The organism is Streptomyces sp. NPDC048278, from assembly GCF_040652195.1.
GTDB lineage: Bacteria > Actinomycetota > Actinomycetes > Streptomycetales > Streptomycetaceae > Streptomyces.
The window spans coordinates 137126-159026 of record NZ_JBEZLP010000011.1 but is presented as its reverse complement, the minus strand read 5'-3'; the positions used below and the strand labels follow the sequence as shown (position 1 = coordinate 159026).

At 75.1% G+C, this 21901-nt stretch carries 17 protein-coding genes; 6 read left to right on the top strand and 11 right to left on the bottom strand.

Annotated elements, in window-relative coordinates; translation table 11 throughout:
• The first annotated feature begins 85 nt into the window (after positions 1-85).
• From AB0D74_RS20950 to meaB, 3 genes are read left to right on the top strand one after another with little or no spacing between them, the layout of a single operon-like run.
• On the top strand, positions 86-1891 hold the full coding sequence (locus AB0D74_RS20950) for a methylmalonyl-CoA mutase family protein (protein WP_362588741.1): 1806 nt from the start codon (positions 86-88) through the stop codon (positions 1889-1891).
• Positions 1891-4050 carry a methylmalonyl-CoA mutase gene (gene scpA / locus AB0D74_RS20945; RefSeq protein WP_362588738.1) on the top strand — a complete coding sequence of 720 codons (2160 nt, stop codon included), beginning with the start codon at positions 1891-1893 and terminating at the stop codon, positions 4048-4050. Before AB0D74_RS20950 ends, scpA begins: the two co-directional genes overlap by 1 nt.
• Positions 4047-5045: a methylmalonyl Co-A mutase-associated GTPase MeaB gene (gene meaB, locus AB0D74_RS20940; RefSeq protein WP_362588736.1), complete on the top strand. Its 999-nt coding sequence runs from the start codon at positions 4047-4049 to the stop codon at positions 5043-5045. The genes scpA and meaB overlap by 4 nt, the downstream gene beginning before the upstream one ends.
• On the opposite strand, the gene AB0D74_RS20935 is transcribed toward meaB, so the two are convergent.
• From AB0D74_RS20935 to AB0D74_RS20910, 6 genes are all read right to left on the bottom strand, one after another.
• Positions 5033-5608 carry a sigma-70 family RNA polymerase sigma factor gene (locus tag AB0D74_RS20935; protein ID WP_362588733.1) on the bottom strand — a complete coding sequence of 192 codons (576 nt, stop codon included), beginning with the start codon at positions 5606-5608 and terminating at the stop codon, positions 5033-5035. The genes meaB and AB0D74_RS20935 overlap by 13 nt on opposite strands.
• 132 nt (positions 5609-5740) lie before the next feature.
• Complete coding sequence (locus tag AB0D74_RS20930; RefSeq protein ID WP_362588730.1) at positions 5741-6394, bottom strand: hypothetical protein; 654 nt, start codon at positions 6392-6394, stop codon at positions 5741-5743.
• A 490-nt stretch (positions 6395-6884) separates the two neighbouring features.
• Entirely contained in the window at positions 6885-7607 is a 723-nt protein-coding gene (locus tag AB0D74_RS20925; protein ID WP_362588728.1) for a hypothetical protein, read from the bottom strand.
• Positions 7608-7725: 118 nt separating this feature from the next.
• Positions 7726-8451, bottom strand: a complete 726-nt coding sequence (locus AB0D74_RS20920; protein ID WP_362588725.1) for an alpha/beta hydrolase — start codon at positions 8449-8451, stop codon at positions 7726-7728.
• Positions 8452-8486: 35 nt separating this feature from the next.
• On the bottom strand, positions 8487-8774 hold the full coding sequence (locus AB0D74_RS20915; protein ID WP_362588722.1) for a hypothetical protein: 288 nt from the start codon (positions 8772-8774) through the stop codon (positions 8487-8489).
• 13 nt (positions 8775-8787) lie between these two features.
• The gene (locus AB0D74_RS20910) at positions 8788-9759 is read right to left on the bottom strand and encodes an alpha/beta hydrolase (RefSeq protein ID WP_362588719.1); all 972 of its coding nucleotides are present in this window, start codon (positions 9757-9759) and stop codon (positions 8788-8790) included.
• Between the two features lie 342 nt (positions 9760-10101).
• Here AB0D74_RS20910 and AB0D74_RS20905 point away from each other — a divergent pair, with 342 nt between their 5' ends.
• Both AB0D74_RS20905 and AB0D74_RS20900 read left to right on the top strand, forming a co-directional pair.
• Positions 10102-11334, top strand: coding sequence for an MFS transporter (locus tag AB0D74_RS20905; protein WP_362588716.1), 1233 nt, complete (start codon positions 10102-10104; stop codon positions 11332-11334).
• An 87-nt stretch (positions 11335-11421) separates the two neighbouring features.
• Positions 11422-12291 (top strand): LysR family transcriptional regulator, encoded by an 870-nt coding sequence (locus tag AB0D74_RS20900; protein ID WP_362588713.1) that lies wholly within the window; start codon positions 11422-11424, stop codon positions 12289-12291.
• Between the two features lie 72 nt (positions 12292-12363).
• Here the strand turns inward: AB0D74_RS20900 and AB0D74_RS20895 are convergent, their stop codons facing one another.
• The 5 genes from AB0D74_RS20895 to AB0D74_RS20875 all read right to left on the bottom strand — a co-directional run bounded on the left by AB0D74_RS20895 (position 12364) and on the right by AB0D74_RS20875 (position 18900).
• On the bottom strand, positions 12364-12828 hold the full coding sequence (locus AB0D74_RS20895) for a DUF5709 domain-containing protein (protein ID WP_362588710.1): 465 nt from the start codon (positions 12826-12828) through the stop codon (positions 12364-12366).
• A 149-nt stretch (positions 12829-12977) separates the two neighbouring features.
• Positions 12978-13937 carry a helix-turn-helix domain-containing protein gene (locus AB0D74_RS20890; RefSeq protein WP_362588707.1) on the bottom strand — a complete coding sequence of 320 codons (960 nt, stop codon included), beginning with the start codon at positions 13935-13937 and terminating at the stop codon, positions 12978-12980.
• Positions 13931-14968, bottom strand: coding sequence for a helix-turn-helix domain-containing protein (locus AB0D74_RS20885; RefSeq protein WP_362588704.1), 1038 nt, complete (start codon positions 14966-14968; stop codon positions 13931-13933). The genes AB0D74_RS20890 and AB0D74_RS20885 overlap by 7 nt, the downstream gene beginning before the upstream one ends.
• A 127-nt stretch (positions 14969-15095) precedes the next feature.
• A complete protein-coding gene (locus AB0D74_RS20880) occupies positions 15096-16067 on the bottom strand; it encodes an alpha/beta hydrolase (protein ID WP_362588702.1) in 972 nt (323 codons plus the stop codon).
• A gap of 31 nt (positions 16068-16098) precedes the next feature.
• Positions 16099-18900, bottom strand: a complete 2802-nt coding sequence (locus AB0D74_RS20875; RefSeq protein WP_362588700.1) for an AAA family ATPase — start codon at positions 18898-18900, stop codon at positions 16099-16101.
• Positions 18901-19114: 214 nt separating this feature from the next.
• Here AB0D74_RS20875 and AB0D74_RS20870 point away from each other — a divergent pair, with 214 nt between their 5' ends.
• A complete protein-coding gene (locus AB0D74_RS20870) occupies positions 19115-21898 on the top strand; it encodes a LuxR family transcriptional regulator (RefSeq protein WP_362588697.1) in 2784 nt (927 codons plus the stop codon).
• Positions 21899-21901 lie beyond the last annotated feature (3 nt).

Here is a 21901-nt window from a genome sequence, read left to right as displayed (position 1 = left end):
GGAGGCACAGGTCACAGCCACGGAGAGGGCAAGGTCACAGCCCTGCCACCCGTGCACTTCTGACGCTCTGCCCTAGCATCCGAGCATGACGGTCCTGCCTGACGACGGGCTCTCACTGGCCGCCGAGTTCCCCGCCGCGACGCAAGAGCAGTGGCAACGCCTGGTCGAGGGTGTGCTGCGCAAGTCCGGCAGGGAAGTCTCGGGCGAGGCCGCCGAGGACGCCCTGTCCACGACGCTGGAGGACGGGCTGCGCACCCGTCCCCTGTACACCGCGCGCGACACCGCGCCCGACCCCGGTCTGCCCGGCTTCGCGCCGTACGTGCGCGGCGGCCGTCCGGCGGGCGGCACCGCGGGCGGCTGGGACGTACGGCAGCGGCACGCGGCGGCTCCCGACGGCGCGCTCCTCGCCGACCTGGAGAACGGCGTCACCTCGCTCTGGCTGCTCGTGGGCCGGGGCGGCATCCCGGTGCCCGGCCTCGCCCGCGCCCTCGACGGCGTCTACCTGGACCTCGCCCCCGTGGTCCTGGACGCCGGCCAGGACACCGAGGCGGCGGCGGCCGAGCTGTTCCGGCTGTACGACGAGAAGGGCGTCGCCCCCGAGGCGGTACGCGGCAACCTGGGCGCCGACCCGCTGGGCTACGAGGCCCGCACCGGCACCGCCCTCCCCTTCGCCCCCGTCGCCGACCTGGCCAAGCGCTGCGCCACGGAGTTCCCCGGCCTGCGCGCGCTGACCGTGGACGCGCTGCCGTACCACGAGGCGGGCGGCTCGGCCGCGCAGGAGCTGGGCGCCTCGCTGGCCACCGGGGTGGCCTACCTGCGCGAGCTGACGGAGGCCGGGCTCGGCGTCGAACAGGCTCTGGCCCAGCTGGAGTTCCGGTACGCGGCCACCGCCGACCAGTTCCTGACGATCGCCAGGCTGCGCGCGGCCCGCCGGCTGTGGGCGCGGGTCGCCGAGGTCAGCGGGGCCGCCGACGCGGGTGCGCAGGTGCAGCACGCCGTCACCTCGACGGTGATGATGAGCCGCCGCGACCCGTGGGTGAACATGCTCCGCACGACGGTCGCGACGCTGGCCGCCGGGGTCGGCGGCGCCGACTCCGTCACCGTGCTGCCGTTCGACCACGCGATCGGCCTGCCGGACGCGTTCGCCCGCCGGATCGCCCGCAACACCTCGACGATCCTCATCGAGGAGTCCCACCTGGCCCGGGTCGTCGACCCGGCCGGCGGCTCCTGGTACGTGGAGAAGCTCACCGACGAACTCGCCAACGCGGGCTGGGAGTTCTTCCGCAGCATCGAGCGGGACGGCGGCCAGGCGGCCGTGCTCCGCTCCGGCCGCCTGCGCACCGACCTGGCGACCACCTGGGCCGAGCGCTCCAAGAAGCTCGCCAAGCGCCGCGAACCCGTCACCGGCGTCAGCGAGTTCCCGTTCCTCGCCGAGAAGCCGGTCGTGCGCGAGCCCGCCCCCGAGCCGCCGTCGGGCGGCCTCCCCCGGGTCCGCCGCGACGAGGCCTACGAGGAGCTGCGCGCCCGCTCGGACGCCCACCTCGCGGCGACCGGCAGCCGCCCCCGAATCTACCTGGCGACGCTCGGCCCGGCCGCCGCGTACACCGCCCGGGCCGGCTTCGCCGCCAACCTCTTCCAGGCCGGCGGCATCGAACCCGTCACCGAGGGCACCTTCGAGGAGAGCGGTGCCGCCGAGGCGGTGCTCTGCTCCAGCGACGCGCTCTACGCCGAACAGGCCGTGCAGCAGGCCGAGTCGCTGAAGGCGGCCGGTGCCCGGCACGTGGTCCTCGCCGGCCGGGGCGAGTACACCGGCATCGACTCGTACGTCTTCGCGGGCTGCGACGCCGTGGCCGTGCTGTCCGAGACCCTCGACCGCATGGGAGTGTCCTGATGGGAATCCCCGACTTCTCCGGCATCGAGCTGGGGACCCCCGTCACCGACGGCAGCCTTGAGGAGTGGCGGGCGGCCGGCGGTGACCTGCCCCTGTGGGAGACCCCGGAGGGCATCGGGGTCAAGCCGCTCTACACCGGCAGCGACCTGGAGGGCCTGGACTTCCTCGGGACCTACCCGGGCATCGCGCCGTACCTGCGCGGCCCGTACCCGACGATGTACGTCAACCAGCCCTGGACCATCCGCCAGTACGCGGGCTTCTCCACCGCCGAGGAGTCCAACGCGTTCTACCGGCGCAACCTGGCGGCCGGTCAGAAGGGCCTCTCGGTCGCCTTCGACCTGCCCACGCACCGGGGCTACGACAGCGACCACCCGCGGGTGACCGGTGACGTCGGCATGGCGGGCGTGGCCATCGACTCGATCTACGACATGCGCCAGCTCTTCGACGGCATCCCGCTGGACCGGATGACCGTGTCGATGACGATGAACGGCGCGGTGCTCCCCGTCCTCGCCCTCTACATCGTGGCGGCCGAGGAACAGGGCGTACCGCCCGAGAAGCTGGCCGGGACCATCCAGAACGACATCCTCAAGGAGTTCATGGTCCGCAACACCTACATCTATCCGCCGAAGCCGTCGATGCGGATCATCTCCGACATCTTCGCCTTCACCTCGCAGCGGATGCCCCGCTACAACTCGATCTCCATCTCCGGGTACCACATCCAGGAGGCGGGCGCGACGGCCGACCTGGAGCTGGCGTACACGCTCGCGGACGGCGTCGAGTACATCCGGGCGGGACGCGAAGCCGGCCTGGACGTGGACGCGTTCGCGCCCCGGCTCTCCTTCTTCTGGGCGATCGGCATGAACTTCTTCATGGAGATCGCCAAGCTGCGCGCGGCCCGGCTGCTGTGGGCCAAGCTGGTCTCGCAGTTCGAGCCGCAGAACACCAAGTCGCTGTCCCTGCGCACCCATTCGCAGACCTCGGGCTGGTCGCTGACCGCGCAGGACGTCTTCAACAACGTGACGCGTACGGCCGTGGAGGCGATGGCCGCGACCCAGGGCCACACCCAGTCGCTGCACACCAACGCCCTGGACGAGGCCCTCGCGCTGCCGACGGACTTCTCGGCGCGGATCGCCCGCAACACCCAGCTGCTCATCCAGCAGGAGTCGGGCACCACCCGGGTCATCGACCCGTGGGGCGGCAGCGCCTACGTGGAACGGCTCACCTACGACCTCGCCCGGAAGGCCTGGGCGCACATCCAGGAGGTCGAGCAGGCGGGCGGGATGGCGCAGGCCATCGACGCGGGCATCCCGAAGCTCCGGGTGGAGGAGGCCGCGGCCCGCACCCAGGCCCGGATCGACTCCGGACGGCAGCCGGTCATCGGCGTCAACAAGTACCGGGTGGACAGCGACGAGCAGATCGAGGTCCTCAAGGTCGACAACTCCTCGGTGCGCGCCCAGCAGATCGAGAAGCTGCGGCGGCTGCGCGCGGAGCGGGACGAGACGGCGTGCCGGGACGCGCTGGACGCGCTGACCCGGGCGGCGGACGGCGAGGGCAACCTGCTGGAGCTGGCCGTGCACGCGGCCCGCTCCAAGGCGACCGTCGGTGAGATCTCGGACGCCCTGGAGAAGGTGTACGGCCGGCACGCGAGCCAGATCCGTACGATCTCCGGTGTGTACCGCAACGAAGCAGGCGAGTCCCCGAACGTGGACCGCACCCGGGCCCTGGTCGACGCGTTCGACGAGGCCGAGGGGCGCCGCCCGCGCATCCTGGTCGCCAAGATGGGCCAGGACGGTCACGACCGCGGCCAGAAGGTGATCGCGACCGCCTTCGCCGACCTCGGCTTCGACGTCGACGTCGGCCCGCTGTTCCAGACCCCGGAGGAGGTCGCCCGCCAGGCGGTGGAGGCGGACGTCCACGTGGTCGGCGTGTCCTCGCTGGCGGCCGGTCACCTCACCCTCGTACCGGCGCTGCGCGAGCAGCTCGCCGAGGAGGGCCGGGCGGACATCATGATCGTGGTCGGCGGTGTCATCCCGCCGCAGGACGTGCCGACCCTCCTGGAGATGGGCGCCACGGCCGTGTTCCCGCCCGGGACGGTGATCCCCGACGCGGCCTACGACCTGGTGAAGCGGCTGTCGGCGGAACTCGGGCACGACCTGTGATCGATGTCGACGCCTATGTGAAGGGTGTGCTCGACGGGAAGCGCGCGGTGATCGCCCGCGCCATCACCCTCGTCGAGTCCACCCGGCCACAGCACCGGGTACTGGCACAGGAGTTGCTCACCGAGCTGCTCCCGCACAGCGGCCGGGCCCGGCGGATCGGCATCAGCGGGGTGCCGGGCGTGGGCAAGTCGACGTTCATCGACGCGTTCGGCACGCTGCTGACGGGGCTGGGGCACCGGGTGGCCGTGCTGGCCGTGGACCCCTCGTCCACCCGTACCGGCGGCTCGATCCTGGGCGACAAGACGAGGATGGAGCGCCTCGCCGTAGACCCGAACGCCTTCGTCCGGCCCTCCCCCAGCGCCGGCACGCTGGGCGGGGTCGCGAAGGCGACCCGGGAGTCGATGGTGGTCATGGAGGCCGCCGGGTACGACGTGATCCTGGTCGAGACCGTCGGCGTCGGGCAGTCGGAGACGGCGGTCGCCGACATGGTCGACTCCTTCCTGCTGCTCAGCCTCGCCCGTACCGGCGACCAGCTCCAGGGCATCAAGAAGGGCGTCCTGGAGCTGGCCGACGTGATCGCCGTCAACAAGGCGGACGGCCCGCACGAGCGCGACGCCCGTTCCGCCGCACGCGAACTGGCGGGCGCCCTGCGCCTGATGCACGGCAAGGACGCCTTCTGGACTCCCCCGGTGCTGAGTTGCAGCGCCCGCGAGTCGACGGGGCTGGATGTCGTCTGGGAACGCCTGGAGCAGCACCGGGTGCTGCTCGACTCCACCGGGCGGCTCGCCGACAAGCGGCGTGACCAGCAGGTGGGGTGGACCTGGTCGATGGTCCGGGACGAGTTGCTCGGCCGGCTCTCCGCCCACCCCGCGGTGCGCGCCACCGCCCCCGGCCTCGAACAGGAGGTCAGGGACGGCACGCTGACGGCGACACTGGCCGCCGAACGCATCCTGAAGGCGTTCGGGGAGCCGGCCGAGGGTCCTCAGGCCAGCTGATCCTGGAGCGCCTCGCGGGCCCTGGCGACGCGGGAGCGGACCGTGCCGACCGGGCAGTCGCTGACCTCGGCGGCCTCCGCGTACGGCAGCCCGACGAGCTGGGTGAGGACGAACGCCTCCCGCCGCTCCTCGGGCAGCGCCGCCAGGAGGTCGAGGAGCGCGACGCCGTCGTCGAAGCCGGGCAGCCCGTACGGCTGGGCCCGCTCGACGGCCTGTTGCCAGTCGGGGACGTCCGCCGGGCGGGGCCTGGCGGCGGCGTACCGGTGGCTGTCCACGACGGCCCGGCGGGCGATCGCCAGCAGCCAGGAGCGGGCCGAGCCATGGCCTTCGAACCGGTGCAGGCTGCCCAGCGCGCGCAGGAACGTGTCCTGGGCGAGGTCGTCGACGGCCTGCGGGTCGGCGCAGAGATGGGCGACGTACCTCAGGACGTCGCGGTGCAGAGCCCGTACGAACGCGTCCACGGCGGCCGTGTCGCCGGACCGGGCGGCGAGCGCCCAGGCCGTGATCGACGCGTCGCGTTTCGCGTCCGGCGCGGGGCGTGCGGGCAGGACGGAAGTGATCACTCGGTGTCCTCGGAGTCCTCGGTGACGAAGATGAAAGGGGAGACGGCCCGGTGGCGCTCACGGTGCTCAAGCGGGCGTACGGCCGCCGTGTTCGTCCGGGGCGCGCGGGCGGCCCCGGAACACCAGCTGTCGTCAGGCGACAGCCGTCCGCACCGGCGGACCCCGGGAAGTGATCGCGTGGACGAGGAGGCGCAGCCGCGGGGCCCGGTCCGAACGGCGGCGGCGCGGCCGGAGGCGCGGGCGCTCGGGAGTGACCGGCAGGGCGAGCAGCAGCCGGAGCGGCGCGACGAGCCGGCCGGCGACGGCCCGGACGATACGGAACGCCGCGCGTTCGCCGTGGCCGAGCCAGAGGCCGCACAGCAGCGCGGCGAGGAGGTGGGCGGCGAACATGCCGGTGGAGGCGGTACCACCGGTGCCGAAGCCCAGGTATTCGACGGGGTCGGTGTGGGCGGGGGCCATGTGCATCGGCCCCATGTGCGCCGACCCCATGTGCATGGCGGCCATGTCCATGGGCGGTGCGGTATGGGTGGTCCACACCTGGGCCGCGGAGAAGCCGGAGTGCAGGGCGGTCTGGGCGCCGACCGCGGCGGACACGACCAGTGGCAGCCCGCGTTCGCGGCCGGACAGGGTCCAGCCGAGGGCGCCGGTGAGGGCCAGGGCGGCGGCCAGGGCCCAGGCGGGCACCCGGCTCCCGGACATCAGGACGTGGCCGAGGGCGGCGAGCAGCACGCAGACGGCCGCGAACACCGCGGACCGTATCGTGCGTGCACACCACCCTGCCGTCATGGCGCATCATCCTTGCATCCGGACCAGCCGCGTCGGGGAGTGGTACGGCGATCCACAGCCGGTTCGCTCAACTCACAGCCGAGACGCACCGGTTCACAGAGTCGTTTCGACCGCGGCCCGGTGGGGGCCGATCGCGCAGTTCCCCGCGCCCCTCACGGGGCCACCCAGCTGCGGGCAGACGCTCCACCGCGGCCCAGTGGGGGCTGAGCGCGCAGTTCCCCGCGCCCCTCACGGGGCTACTCAGCCGCGGGCAGACACTCCACCACGGCCCAGTGGGGGCTGAGCGCGCAGTTCCCCGCGCCCCTTACGGGGGCTACTCAGCTGCGGGCAGACACTCCACCACGGCCCAGTGGGGGCTGAGCGCGCAGTTCCCCGCGCCCCTTACGGGGCTACTCAGCTGCGGGCAGGCGTGCCGCAGGGCGGCACGGGTGGGCGCGGGGGCACCCGGCGAGCGCCGGTGAGCGTCCCCACCCCCCGGCACCAACCCGGCTCAGCTCTTCGCCCAGGGTGCTTCGGGCACGCCTGTGCGTACCCTCGCGCCCGTGACGTCGACGACGATCGTGCGGTCGTCGTCGAGTTCCTCCCTGACCCGGCGCAGCCGTCCGGCCCCGTCGATCCAGTAGCTCAGCGGTACGTCACCGGCCGAGAAGACGTCGTACCGGCGGCCGTCGATCCGGTCCGTGCCCACGTGGCGGCGGCCGGACCGGGCGATCCGGCGGGCGTCGTCCGGGCGGGCGGCGGCCAGGGACAGGGTGAGCCGCAGGGCGGTGTCCAGCGAAGCGGGCCCGTAGCGGCGGCGGATCCACGCCGTCGGCTTCAGCCGGGCGGCGTCCCGGACCGCCTCCGCCGTCGACGCCGGTCTCGCCAGCGGGCCCGCACTGCCGTCGACCCTGGGCCGGGCGACCTCCAGCCCGGCGCCGTCCCACGCCAGCAGCCCCCGCTCCGCCGCGTCCCCGGTGTCGAACCAGCCGACCGCCCGGTGCCGGTGCTCGTCGACCACCGCGCGGACCACGGCCGTACCGCCGGGCAGCGGGGCCCGTACCGTCACCTCGGCGGGGCTGTCCCGGTACGCGCGCAGCGGGGTGAGGGCCAGACGCCGGGCCTCGGCCGCCGAGAGGGGGCGGGGAGCATCGCCGCCGGCGAGGAGGAACGGCAGGGTCGCGCACGTTCCCGTGACGGCGGCGAGGGCCGCCCAGGTCCAGGGGGATCGCATCCGTGCTCGTACCCGTGCCGGTTTCATCCGCATGGCAACGTACCTACACGCGGACGGGCCGCGCCCGGTGGGCACCGGTGCGCGGCCCGCTCGGCATCACCCTTGCGGGGTGCGCCGTTTACTCCGTACCGAGGCTCCGGACGGCCTCGCGGATCAGGTCCGCGACCTTCCCGGGGTGGGCGAGCATGACCAGGTGGGAGGAGTCGACCTCGACCGTGGTCATGCCGGCGCGCCGGTAGCCGTAGCGCTCGACGTCCGGGTTGATGGTGCGGTCCGAGGACGACACCAGACCCCAGGACGGCTTGGTCTTCCAGGCCGCGACCGGGGCCGCCTCGGCGAAGGCCGCGCCGGCCAGCGGACGCTGGGAGACGGCGAGCACCCGGGCGAGGTCCGGGTCCACGTCGGCGGCGAAGATCGCGGGGAACCGGTCGACGTCGACGGTGACATCGGTGCCTGGCTCGTCCGAGCCCTCGACCGGGAACGGCGTGTACACCAGGGCCTGGGCGAGCTCGGAGTCCGGGAACCTGCCCTGCAGCTCGCCGAGGCTCTCGCCCTCCTCCAGGGCGTAGCCGGCCAGGTAGACCAGGGCCCGCACGTTGTCCTCGGCGCCCGCGACGGTGATGACGGCACCGCCGTAGGAGTGGCCCACCAGGACGACGGGGCCGGGAACCGCCCGGACCACCGAGGCGATGTAGGCGGAGTCGCCGGTCAGGCTGCGGTTGGGCACGGCCGGGACGAGCACCTTCAGGCCGTCGGCCAGCAGTTCGGGGACGACCCGGGCGAAGCTGGACGCGTCGGCGAAGGCACCGTGCACGAGGACGACGGTGGGCGTGGAGTCGGTCATGGGGGTTCCTTGTCGGCGGTGGGCGGTCGGCCCGCTCAGCGCGGGTCGACGCCGATGTCGGTGTCGACGTCGTAGGCGGCTTCCGCGTGGTCGGGGGCGGGGTGCGCGATGTCGGCCCCCAGGTCGAAGGCCGCCGACCCGACGGCCTCCGCCAGCTCCGCCCCCTCGCGCTCCGCCGTGGCCCGGCGGTGGTGCTCGGTGAGCTGGTCCCTGAGGTGCCTCAGCCGCGGGTGGCCGTCGTGGGCGGATGCCTCGGACGACGGGTCCGACGGCGGTTCCGATGCCGGTTCCGACGCCTGTTCCGCCTGCTCGTTCGTGGTCACGCCCGCTCCCCGGTCAGACGGTGTGCAGGGCGGTGTGGAGGGTGTGCACGGCCAGGGAGATGGCGGCCTCGGCCGCGTGGGTCTCGCGCAGGGCGTTGAGCATCACGAAGTCGTGGATGATGCCCTGGAAACGGACGGCGGTGACGGGCACCCCGGCCTCGCGGAGCTTGTTGGCGTAGGCCTCGCCCTCGTCGCGCAGGACGTCCGCCTCGGCGACGACGACCAGGGCCGGCGGCAGGTCCTTGAGCTGCTCGACGGTGGCGCGCAGCGGGGAGGCGGTGATCTGGGCGCGCTCGGCCTCGTCGGTCGTGTACTGGTCCCAGAACCAGAACATGCCGTCGCGGCGCAGGAAGTAGCCCTCGGCGAACTGGTGGTAGGACGCGGTGTCGAAGCTCGCGTCGGTGACCGGGTAGAACAGCACCTGCTGGACCAGCGGGACGCCGCCGCGCTCCTTGGCCATCAGGGTCAGCGCGATCGACATGTTGCCGCCGACCGAGTCACCGGCGACCGCGATCCGGGTGGCGTCCAGGTCCTTCGTCGCGCCCTGCTCCACGACCCACTTCGCCACGGTCCAGTTCTGCTCGATGGCGACCGGGTAGCGGACCTCGGGCGAGCGGTCGTACTCGGGGAAGACGACGGCCGCGCGGGCGCCGACGGCGAGCTCGCGGACCAGGCGGTCGTGGGTGTGGGCGTTGCCGAAGACCCAGCCCGCGCCGTGGATGTAGATGATCACGGGCAGCGGGCCGGTGTGGCCGGCGGGCTTGACGATCCGGGCGCGGACGCTGCCGGTGGGGCCGCCTTCGACGGTGATCCACTCCTCGTCGACCTCGGGCTTGGCGATCGCGCCGGACTGCACCTCGTCGACCGCCTTGCGGCCCTCCTCCGGGGCCAGGTCGAAGAGGAAGGGCGGGTTGGCGGTGGCCTCGACGAAAGCCTGGGCGGCGGGCTCGAGCACCGGCGTGACGGGCGTGAAGGCTTCGGACATGCGATTCTCCTGGGATTGCGTGCGGCACACCGGGCGATCCGGCGCCGCCGCGATTCACCGTAGGAGCGCCGCGCGCCCGGCAGTTGCCCCCGAGCGCACGCCCACCGTCCCGGCAGCGCACGCGCGGGGTGGAGCGCGTGGTTCCGGGGACCTCCGCCACGTACGCGCACACGGGAAGCGGCGATCCGGGCGGCGATCCCTGCGGTGTCCCAGCGGTGATCCCAGCGGTCATCTCCTGGCGAGATGACTGACATCCCGATCCATCGCCGCGCGCTGGGAAGCATGGCGGGCGGCCGAGTGCTGGTGACTGACGAGAGCAACGCCTGCTGTGAGGAAGGTCCCGTGTCCCAGACACCGTCGCCCGACATACGCTCCCCGCGCCGGGAGGCCGCCGAGGCCGCCCACGGGGTGCCGGGCTGGCTGATCGCGCTGTTCGCCGTCGCCTCCGGCATGACGGTCGCCAACCTGTACTACGCCCAGCCCCTGCTGTCCGAGCTGCGGGGCGTCTTCCACGTCAGCGAGCCGACCGCGGGTCTGCTGATCACGCTCACCCAGGTCGGCTACGTGATCGGCATGATCTTCCTGGTGCCGCTCGGCGACCGGCTGGAGAAGCGGAGCCTGATCACCGCGCTGCTGACGGTCACCACGCTCGCCCTGGTGGCGGCCGGTCTCGCGACCGGGTTCCCGATGCTGCTCATCGCCTCGCTGATCAGCGGGGCCACGTCCGTCGTGGCGCAGATCCTCGTCCCGTTCGCCGCGAGCCTGGCGCCCGACCACGCCCGCGGCCGGGTGGTGGGCCGGGTGATGAGCGGCCTGCTCACCGGCATCCTGCTGTCCCGCACGCTCAGCAGCCTGGTCTCCAGCGTGGCCGGCTGGCGGGTCGTCTACCTCGGCTCGGCCGTCCTGATGGCCCTGCTGGGGGTGGCCCTGCGGCTGGCCCTGCCCCAGCACGCGCCCACCACCTCCGTGCCGTACCACCGGGTGCTGCGGTCCACCGCGGCGTTGGTGCGCACCCATCCGGCGCTGGTGCGCAGGGGCCTCTACCAGGCGGCGATGTTCGGTGCCTTCAGCGCCTTCTGGACGACCGTCTCGTACGTGCTGACCGGCCCGCGCTTCCACTACTCCGCCGTCGGGGTCGGGGTGTTCGCCCTGGTCGGCGCCGCCGGTGCGGCCGTCGCCCCGTTCGCCGGGCACTGGGCGGACCGCGGACTGACCCGCCGGATGACCGGTGCCGCGTTCGGCCTCGCCGCGCTGGCCTTCGCGGCGGCGGGGTTCGGACAGCACAGCGTCCTGCTGATCGGGCTCGCGGCCGTCCTCCTCGACATGGCCGTGCAGACCAGCCTGATCCTCGGCCAGCACACCGTCTACCAACTCGATCCGCTCGCCCGGGCCCGGCTGAACAGCGCCTTCATCGCGATCTTCTTCATCGGCGGCGCCCTCGGCTCCCAGCTCGGCTCCATCGCCTACCGGTCCGGCGGCTGGAGCGCGGTCAGTCTCCTCGGGGCCGCCCTGCCGGTGCTGGGCCTGCTGTACTGGCTCACCGAGCTCCGGAGCGGCGCGAGGCGCTCGGCGTAGGAGCGCCGGGGAGCGGGGGCGCCTGCCTAGGATGCGGCGGAGATCCTCGCCGTACCGAGGCGGGCGCCGTGCCACCGGGAGCAGATCATGGACCTGCGGCAGATGGAAGTCGTGGTCGCCGTGGCGGACGCGGGCGGGTTCACGGCGGCGGCGCGACGGCTGCACGTGGTCCAGTCCGCCGTCTCCGGCACGGTCCGCGCCCTGGAACGCGAGCTGGGCACCCCCCTGTTCACCCGGACCACGCACCGGGTCGGGCTCACCCCGGCAGGCGAGGCGTTCGTCCCGGCGGCCCGGCAGGCCCTGCGCGCCGCCGAGCTGGCCCGCGAGGCGGTCGACGCGGCGAAGGGCGAGCTGCGCGGCCGGGTGACGGTCGGCACCATGCAGGGGGTCTGGGCGAACCTGCACCACGCGCTGGCCGCGCTGCGGGCGGAACATCCGCGGGTGCTGGTCCGGTTGCGGCAGGCGGCGGTCGTCGACATCCGGCAGGCGCTGCGCGAGGGCACGGTGGACCTGGCGGTGGTGGCGCTGGACCGCCAGCAGCAGCGCGGTCTGGTGACCAGGCTGCTGGCCCGCGAGGAGATGGTCCTGGTGGCCTCGCCCCGCCGGAGCCTCACCACGAACGGTGCCGGGGGCACGGTCGACCTGGCCGGCATCGCCGAGCTGCCGCAGGTGGAGTTCACCCCCGGCTGGGCGATCCGGGACGCGGCCGACCGCGCGTTCCGGGCGGCCGGCGTCGAACGGGCCACGACCTTCGAGGTCAACGACATCGTGGCCGCGTCCGAACTGGTCCGGGCCGACCTCGGCGTCTGCATCATGCCGCCGACGATCGCCCACCGTTTCCCGGACCTGACGCCCTACCGGTTCGCCCGGCACGCGCCGAGCTGGAAGGTGATGGTGGTACGGCCGCAGGGCGAGCCCCCGGCGGCCGTCGCGGCGCTGCTGCGCCACCTCACCTAGACGGACCGGGCCAGGACCCCGGCCCGTCAGAAGTCCTCAGAGGGTCAGCAGGGGGTCCGCAGGGGGGCGGCCTCAGAAGTCCTCGGACTCCGGGATCACGTGCATCGCGGCCTCCTCCGCCGACGCCCCGGCGCCGTCCAGGCCCCGGTCGGAGGCGAACAGGTCGGAGTCGGTGACCTCGTGCGCGCCCTCGTCGGGTGCGAGGAGCCGTCCGGCACGGTCGTCGCCGACCTCGTCGTCGAGGAGTTCGCCGTCCGTGTCCCAGGCGTCGCCGAGGTCGTCGCCCTCCGGGACGCCGATGTCCGGCACCTCCTCGGCGAGGCGCTCGTCCAGGGTCTCCCCGCGCAGTCCCTCCGCCGCCGTCACCCCCGTGTGCTCCACGCCCCAGGGCCGCTCCGGCGGCGAGTAGCCCTCGTCCAGGGCCTCTTCGCCGGCCCGGTAGTCCAGGGTGTCCGAGGCGTCCAGCACACCGGCGTCGTCCTGCACCTCCGAACCGTCCGGCTGGTAGACCTCGTCACCCATCGCCTCGTCGGTCATGCGCACTCCATCGTCACTCGGGCCGTCAGTTCGATCCGGCCGTCAACCGGAAAGGGTAGGAGGTCGTGGTCGCGGTCGGGCGGCACGATCACCAAAGCGGTGCGGAAGCAGGGGCGGGACGGGCCGGGCGGACCGCGCGGCGCGGGCCGTCAGTCACGCCGTCCGGCGGCGCCCGCCGCCCGCCGCCACTGGGCCGGTGACATCCCGTACGTCTCGCGGAACGCCCGGCTGAAGTGCGAGGGGCTGGTGAAGCCCCAGCGGGCCGCCACCGTGGCGATCGACCGGTCGGCGGCGCCGGGCAGGGCCAGCTCCGCGTGGGCCGCCTCCAGCCGGCGCGCCCGGATCCAGGCGCCCACGGTGGTGCCCTGGCGCTGGAAGAGCCGGTGCAGGTAGCGCAGCGAGATGGCGTGCCGGTCGGCGATGTCCCGCGGGGTGAGTCCGGGTTCGCCGAGCCGGTCCCGGACGGACGCGGTGATCCGCTCCCACAGGGCCGGCTCGGGCGGCCCGCCGATCCGCTCCAGGGCCAGGGTCGCGAGGACGTCCACGACGGTCCGGGCGAGTCGTTCGCGCCGGGCCGCGGTGACCCGGGCGACCTCGTCGACGAGTCCGTCGAGCAGCGGCAGCAGCAGGGCCGCCGCGCCCCCTGCGGCCTCGTCCACCGGCGTGGCCGTGAGGGCGTGCAGCTGCCGTTCCTCCAGGCGCAGCAGGGCGCGGGGCACCATGAGGATCCGGGCCCGCTGCGGTTCGGGGAGCACGATCCGGAACGGGCGCCGCGCGTCGTGGAAGGCCAGGCCGCCGGGGCGGAGTTCGGCGGTGCGGCCGTCCTGGAGCAGCAGGGCGGTACCGGCCAGCTGGCGGCGGACCAGGATGTGGGTGCGGGGGTCGGCGGCGGCGGTGCGGGCGCCGCGCAGGATCGTGCCGGGGCCGAAGTCCTCGGTGGCGATCTGGAGGGCGCCGAGCCGTTCGGCGGCCAGTTCGCCGGTCCACGGACGGCCGCGGTCCACCCTGACCTCGACGTCCACGAAGGTCCGGGACAGGACGCGCTGCCAGGCGTCGAGCCGGTCGCCGGGGGCCAGGTCCCGGGTGGCGCAGGACACCGCGGTCAGCACGGCGGACCGTCCGTGCGCACCCGGTCCAGCCAGTCCGTCGGGGACAGCCCGAAGGAGCTGCGGAAAGCCTTGCCGAACCCGGCCGCGCTGCTGAACCCCCAGCGCCGGGCAACCTGGCCCAGGCCGGCCGGGCCCGCCGAGCCCGCCGGGCGCGCGGCGAGTTCCCGGCGGCACTCGCGCAGCCGCAGGTCGCGGATCGACTGGCAGACGGTGGTGCCCTCGGCCTGGAACAGCCGGTGCAGATAGCGCACCGAGATGCCGTGCGCGCGGGCGATGGTGCCCGGCGTCAGCCCGGGGTCCGAGAGGTGCCAGCGGATGTACGTCCTGACACGCAGCAGCAGCACGCCGTCGGCACCGGGCAGTTCGGCGGCGTCGGCCCCGAGCTGCTCGGCCGCGGTGGCCGCCACCAGGTCGACGACGCTCTCCGCCAGCCGCTCGGCCGTCGGCGAGGTGTACGACGCGGAGGTGTCCGCGAGCCGTTCGAGCAGCGGCCCGAGCAGCGCGGGGAGTCCGCCGGCCGGGCGGACCGCGCGGCCGGTGAGCTGTCGTACGTCGGCCTCCGAGAGTTCGAGGAGGGGGCGCGGCACGGCGAAGATCTTCAGCCGGAAGCGCTCCGGGAAGGTGGTCCGGAAGGGGCGCAGGGTCTCGAAGAACCCGATGTCGCCGGTCCGCAACTCGGTGGCGCGGCCGTCCTGTTCGACCCGGGAGCGGCCGGCGCTCTGGACGGCCACGAAGATCTCCCGGCCGTCGCCGCGGGCGATGAACCGCGGCGCCCGGTGGACCCGGCCGGGGTCGGCCTCCACCGTGGTGATCCGCAGCTCACCGAGGCGGTCGGTGCGCAGGCTGGCGTCGTAGGTACCGCCCTCGGCGGCGATGTCCATCCCCACCAGGGTGTCGAGCACGGCGTCGTGCCAGTACTCCAGGCTCTCCTCCGGTGGAACCGAGCGCGTGGTCAGCACCCTGGTCCGTTCGCCCGTCGCGCCGGTCGGAGGCCGGCGTCTCTCCTCGTAGGAGCCGATCGCGGTTGCCATGCCACCAGCCTCGCCCGACGACCGGCAGCGACGCATCAGTCGGGCGACTGGTCCTCGGCCGGCGCCGGGCCCGTCAGTTCAACCGGGCCCGTCAGTTCAACCGGGCCCGTCACGACAACCGGGCCCGTCACGCGAGCCGGGACCGCAGGAAGGCACAACCGGTCAGCAGTGCCGCCCGGGTGGGCGCGCTGTCGGCGAGGGCGTGCAGGGCCACGAAGTCGTGGACGGTGCCGAGGAACCGCACGGACAGCGCGTCGACGCCGGCCTCGGACAGCCGCCGCGCGTACTCCTCGCCCTCGTCGCGGGCCACGTCGGCCTCGGCGGTGACCACCAGGGCCGGTGGCAGCCCCGCCAGCTCCTCCGGGCGGGCCCGCAGCGGAGCCGCGGTGGGCTCGCCGCGCCGGGCCGGGTCGTCGACGTACCGGTGCCAGTAGCCGCGCAGCGCCCGGCGGGTGAGCAGGTAGCCGGTGGCGAACTGCTGCTGCGAGGGGCTGTCGCAGCGGGCGTCGGCCAGTGGGTAGTAGAGCAGCTGCGCGCTGATCCGCGGCCCGAGCCGCGCCTTCGCCAGCATGGTCACGGCCGCCGCCAGCGTGGCGCCGGCGCAGTCGCCGGCCACCGCCAGCCGGCCGGGGTCCAGCGCGAGCGCCTCGGCCCGGGTGACCGCCCAGGCCAGCAGGGCGTAGCACTCCTCCAGCGCCACCGGGTAGCGGGCCTCGGGGGCACGGCTGTACTCGGGGACGACGGCGCACACCCCGGCACCGGTGACGAGTTCGCTGATGAGCCGGGCGTGGGTCTGGGCGTCGCCGAGCGCCCACCGGCCGCCGTGCAGGTACAGCAGGGCCGGCAGCGGGCCCCGCGCCCCGGCCGGGCGTACGGTCCAGAAGCCGAGCAGCCGGGCGGGGCCGACGGGTGCCACGTGGAAGACCGCCTCCACGTCGAAGTCCTCGAACCGGTCGGCCTGGGTCTCCCGCAGCGCCTGCCGCGCGGCGTCCGGGCCGAGGTCGTCGAGGACGGGCGGCACGGCGGCGGCGCTGACCAGGCGCTGCACCACGGGGTCGAGGACGACGGCCGTACCCGGCCCCGGTGCTCCGGGTGTCATGGGCGCTCCTCCGTCCGGCCCGCGGGCGCCCTCACCGGCCCTGTACCAGGTCACGGAGTTGATGGCGGCTGCTGATGCCGAGCTTGGGGTACACGTTGTACAGGTGCGAGCCGACCGTGCGCGGGGACAGGAAGAGCCGCTCGCCGATCTCCCGGTTCGACAGGCCACGCGCGACCAGCTGGACGATCTGCCGCTGCTGCGCGGTCAGTTGCTCCAGCAGACCCGCGTCCGCCGGGGCGGGGGCCGCACCGCTGGCGCGCAGTTCGCTGCCGGCGGCGGCCGCGAGGGCTCCGGCACCGAGGCGTTCGGCGGTCTCCAGGACCGCGGTCAGCTGCTGGCGGGCCTCCAGGGTACGGCGGCAACGGCGCAGCCAGATGGCGTAGTTGAGGCGGACGTGGGCGCACTCCCACGGCCAGCGGTTCGCCCCGTGGTTGACGAGCGCGAGCTGGAAGTGCCGCTCGGCCTCGCCGTCCGGGCCGACCAGGGCGGTGGCGTGGTGCAGCAGCAGCGTCATCCGGGTGCTGGGGCGGTCCCCCTGGTCGGCCGCGACCCGTTCCAGGAGGGGCAGCGCCTCGGCCGACCGGCCGGTGCGCTGGGCGGCGACGGCGAGTTCGGCGACGGCCCGCGCGGACAGGAAGGGGTGCAGGGGCGAGCCGTCGGCGGTGAACAGGCCGCTCAGCTGCCACCAGGCGTCCTCCATGTCGCCGCGGGTGACGGCGGCGAGTCCGCGGGCGCGCAGCAGCCGGGCGTGGGTGGCCCGGTTCTCGTCCAGGCAGACGGCCCGCCACACGGACGGGGTGAACCAGGGCTCCGGCGGCAGGGTGCCGCGCAGCGCCCGTACGGTCAGCGCCTGCGTCTCCAGGTCGGCCCGCAGACGCGGCAGGCGCAGCACCGCGGCCTCGGTCAGGGCGTCCTCGATGACGCCGCCGGCCTCGGCGAACCGTCCGGTGGCCAGCAGGGTGTCCACGAACGGGAGCACCGACCAGCCCCGCAGCCCGAAGGCGCGGGCGCTGCGCAGCCGTTCGTCGGCCGTCCGCGACTGTCCCAGGTCCGTGTCCGCCTCGTCCGCCTGGTGGGCGACGGCGGCGAGGACCGCCTGGGCGGTGGGGGCGGGCGAGCCGGGGCCGGGGGCGTCGTATGGGTGGCCGGGGGCGGGCGGGGTGTGGTGGGGGCGGGCGAGGGCGGGTGGGGCGGCGGTGGCGGAGCGGGGCCGGGCGATCGCGGTGACCAGTGCGGCCAGGGCCCGCCGGGCGTACGGGGTGTCCAGGCGGGCCAGCGGTCCGGTGGTGGCGGGCCGCCACCGCCCGGACGCGTCGGCCTGCCGGGCCCGGTCGAGCAGCGCGGGCAGGGCCGCCGTGTGCTCGGGCAGCCCGGACTGGGCGGCGATGCCCGCCGCCAGGCCGACGAGGGCGAGCGCGAGGGACCGGTCGACGACGGGGAAGTGTTCGGAGGCGTCGGCGAGCAGTGCGAAGGCCTCGCGCTGGGCCGACTCGTGGGAGAGGGCGGAGGCCAGCGCACCGGCCGCGGCACAGCCGAACTGCGGCTCGGCGCCTTCCTGCACGATCCGTTCGTACAGCTCGCGGACCCAGCCGGGGTCGCCCGCCGTGTGGGCCGCGGTCAGTGCCTCGGCAAGCCGGCGGGCGCGTTCCGGCGGTCGTGGGCTGAGCCGGGCCGCCTGTTCCAGGGCGCGGGCGGCCTCCACCGCGTCCCCGGGCCGCCAGGCGGAGGCCTCCAGCTCGGCGGCGACGAAGGCGTTGGCGCCGACGGTGGCGGCGGCCAGGTGCCGGGCCCTGGCCTCGGGCCGCGCGGCGACCCTGGCGAGCTCCCGGTGGGCCCGCTGGCGCTCGCCGGCCGGGCGCCCGAGGTAGGCGGCCGAGCGGGCCAGCGGATGCCGGAAGTCGAGCCGGTCCTCGGCGAGTGCGATCAGCCCGGCTGCCTCGGCCGGCGCCCACACCGTCAGGTCGCCGGTGCCGAGGGCGGCCATGACCGCGGCGACGGTCCCGCCGGGTCCCGCTGCCGCCGCGTACAGCAGGGCCCTGCGGGTCCCGGCGGGGAGCGCGTCGACCCGTACGCCGAAGACGTGCGCGTGCCGGACCGCTTCGGCGGGGCCCGGCGCGCCGCGGCCCAGTTCCACGAGTGCCAGCGGGTTGCCGGCGGCCTGGGCGAGGATCTCCAGCCGGTGCCGGCCGGTGGGCGCGGCCGGCTGCCGGTCGAGGAGGGCCGCGGCCGAGATGCCGTCGAGCGGGCCCAGCCGCAGGGTCTCGGTGCCGGGCGGCGGGCCGGGCAGGGCCGCCTCGTGGCGTGCGGCGAGCAGCACCGTCAGCGCCCGGCCGGTCAGCTGCCGGACCGCGGCGAACAGCGCCTCGGGGAAGGCAGGGCCGCACAGGTCGGCGTCGTCCACGCACACCAGCACCGGACCGGCCCCGGCGAGCCGGTCAAGGAGCGCGGCCACCGCCGCGTGCGGCTCGGCCTCGTCCGCCGGGTCGTCGGCGGCCGGTACGGCGGTCAACGCCCTTCGCAGGGCGGCGGGGAGCGCGGCCAGTTCGGCCCGCACCGGCGGCGTCAGCAGCTGGTGCAGACAGGCGTGCGCAGGGCGGGGGTCCTCGGCCCAGCCGTGCGCGGCCAGCACCTGCACGCCCTCGGCGGTGGCCCGGTCCCGGACGTGCCGGAGCAGTGCCGTACGCCCGGTCCCCTCCTCGCCGAGGAGCAGCAGGGTCTGGGGAGTGCCGGGCTCGCGCGTCGCGCACCGCAGGATCCGCTCGATCTCGCCGTCCCGGCCCAGTACGGCGCTGTCGTCGCCGGTCGTGGACTGCTGGGGTGGGTGGACCGTCATGCACGTACTCCCGGGCGGTGCGCGTTTTCCCTGGCCGGGGCCGTCATCGCGAAGGCCCCGCGGCCATCCTCGCCGAGGCCGGGGCGGCCCGCTTCCGTCACATGACCAGTCGCCCGCGCCCGCGGCGGCCGGGCCGCGCGAGCCCGCGGTTCGGGTCCTGCCGTGGGCCGCTGGCAGGATTGCCGTATCAGCGGCTCGACGACAAGGACGGTTCATGCACGCCGGCACCACCGACCACCCCTTCGATCCGGGCATCCTGGGCCGGGCCGCCGAGCTGGGGCGCCTCGACCGGCTGCTCGGGGCGGTGGACGGCAGCGGACCGCAGGTGCTGGTGCTGGCCGGGGAGCCGGGGACGGGCAAGAGCACCCTCGTGGACCGGGCGGCCGAGCGGGGCCGGGAGCAGGGCCTCGGGATCCTGCGGGTGCGCGGCAGCGAGGGCGAGGCGGGACTCGGTCTGTCGGGCATGCACCAGTTGCTGCACCCGCTGCTGCCCGGAACGGGCCTGCCCGCGGGGCAGCGGGAGGTGCTGGACCGTGCCTTCGGGCCGCAGGCGGCGGAGTACGAGCTGAGGCTCGACCAGCTGTCGCTGTGCGTGGGCGTGCTCGGACTCCTCACCGAGGCCGCCGCCCGCCGGCCGCTGCTCCTGCTGGTGGACGACGCCCAGTGGCTGGACCTCGGCTCGGTGGACGTACTGGCCTTCCTCGCCCGGCGGCTGGAGGGCAGGCCGGTGGTGCTGCTGCTCGCCGCCCGCGAGGACGGCGTACCGGCCCGCTTCGACCGGGCCTTCCCGCAGATCACGCTCGGCCCGCTGAGCCGTACCGCGGCCGGGCAGCTCCTGGACGCGCAGCCGGATCCGCCGCGCGGCAAGACCCGGGCCGAGATCCTCCAGCAGGCGGCCGGCAACCCGCTGGCCCTGATCGAGCTGCCCCGCGCGCTGGCCCGGGGCCGGACCGGGGACATGGGGGCCGGCGGAGCCGGGGGCGCCACGCTGCCGCTCACCGCGCGCCTGGAGAACCTGTTCGCCGCCGACCTGCCCGGCCTGCCCGCGCCCACCCGGGCGGCCCTGCTGCTGGTGGCCGCGGCCGGTCCGGCCCGGCTGACGGACCTCATACGGGCCGCCCCCGAGCTGGACCTGGTGGCGGCGCTGGACCCCGCCGAGCGCGCCGGGCTGGTGCGGGTGGCGGACGGCGGGGTGCTGCTGCGGCACCCGCTGGTGCGCTCGGCCGTCTACCACGCGGCCTCCTTCCACGAGCGCCGGCAGGCCCATCTCGCGCTGGCCGCCGCGCTGACCGGGGAGCCGGACCGCAGGGCCTGGCATCTGGCCGCCGCCGCGACCGGCCAGGACGCGGCGGTCGCCGACGCGCTGGCGGAGAGCGCCGAACGGGCGCGGGGCCGGGGCGGCTTCGCGGCGGCGGCGACCGCACTGGAACGCGCCGCCGAGCTGACCCCGGCGCCGGACCTGCGGGCCCGGCGCCTGCTGACGGCCGCGCAGGCGGCGATGTTCGCCGGTCATCCGCAGTGGGTCGGCGAGCTGAGCGGCCGTGTCGGGGGGATGACCGATGATCCCCGGCTGCGTGCCGAGGCCTCCCTGCTGGGCGGCTGGGCCCTCGGGGTGACGCTCCGTCACGAGGAGGCGCTGGCGCTCCTGTTGGGCGTCGCCGAGGCCACCGCCACCTCGGCACCGGACCTCGCCCTCGGCGCCCTGAGCACCGCCGCCACCTCCGTCTACAACTCCGGCGCGCCCCGCCACCGCGCCGAACTCGACCGGATCGACGGCCTGATCGAGGGGGACGCGGACCCCGCGGGCCGCGCCTGGGCCCGGGCGGCCGTCGATCCCGTCCACGAACGGCCGCTCCTGACCCGGCACTTGACGGAGGGGCTGGCCGTCCTGGCGCGGGAGGAGTCGCTCGGCAACCTCACCGCGGTGGGCGGCACGGCCTGGATCCTGGACGAGACCGAGCAGGCCGTGCGCGTCCTCGGGCGGACCATGGACGTGCTGCGGCGGGCGGGCAGCGCGGGCACGAACGCGACCGTGACCCAGGCGCTCGCCCTCGCCCTGTTCGAGAACGGTTCGTGGACGGCGGCCGAGGAGGCGGCGCACGAGGCGTTCTGGATGGCGACGGAGGCGGGCGCGGACAACGTGACCGTGGGCGCCGGCCTCCTGCGGGCCACCCTGCACGCGCTCCGCGGCGACCCCGCGACCGCCCGGGCCGAGGCGCTGCGGGCCGTGCGGGGCGTGGACCTGCGCCGGTCGCTGAGCCTTCAGGTCCGCCACCGGCACGCCCTGGGCATGGCCGCGTTCGCCGCGGGCGACCACGCGGACGCCTACGAGCAGCTGCGCGCCACCTTCACCCGGGACTTCCGGCCGGACCCCGTCCACTACCACGCCTCGCTCTACTACCTGGGCGACCTGACGGCCGCGGCGGTGCGCGCCGGGCGGGCGGACGACGCGCGTACGGTGGCCGACGCCGTGCTGCACGGCCTGAAGCCGGACCCCTCCCCGCGGCTGGCCGCCGTACTGCACCGGGCCACCGCGCTGCTGACCGACACGGACGACGCCGAACGGCACTTCCGCGCCGCCGTCGACGATCCGGCGACCGACTGCTGGCCGTTCGAGAAGGCCCTCGCCCACCTCGACTTCGGCGAGTGGCTGCGCCGGCGCCGCCGCAGCGCCGAGGCCCGCCCGCACCTGACCGCGGCCCTGGAGTGCTTCCAGCGCCTGGACGCCCGCCCGTGGACCGAGCGCACCACGGCGGAGCTCCGGGCGGCGGGGGCAGCGGGGGCGGCGACCGCTCCGGCCGCCGTCGGCGAACTCACCCCGCAGGAGCTCCAGATCGCCGAACTGGCCGCCCAGGGCCTGACCAACCGGGACATCGCGGCCCGCCTCTACCTCTCCCCCCGTACGGTCGGCTACCACCTGCACAAGATCTTCCCGAAGCTCGGCATCACGGCCAGGGCCCAGCTCCGGGACGCCCTCACGGAGGGGGGCCGGGGCTGACCC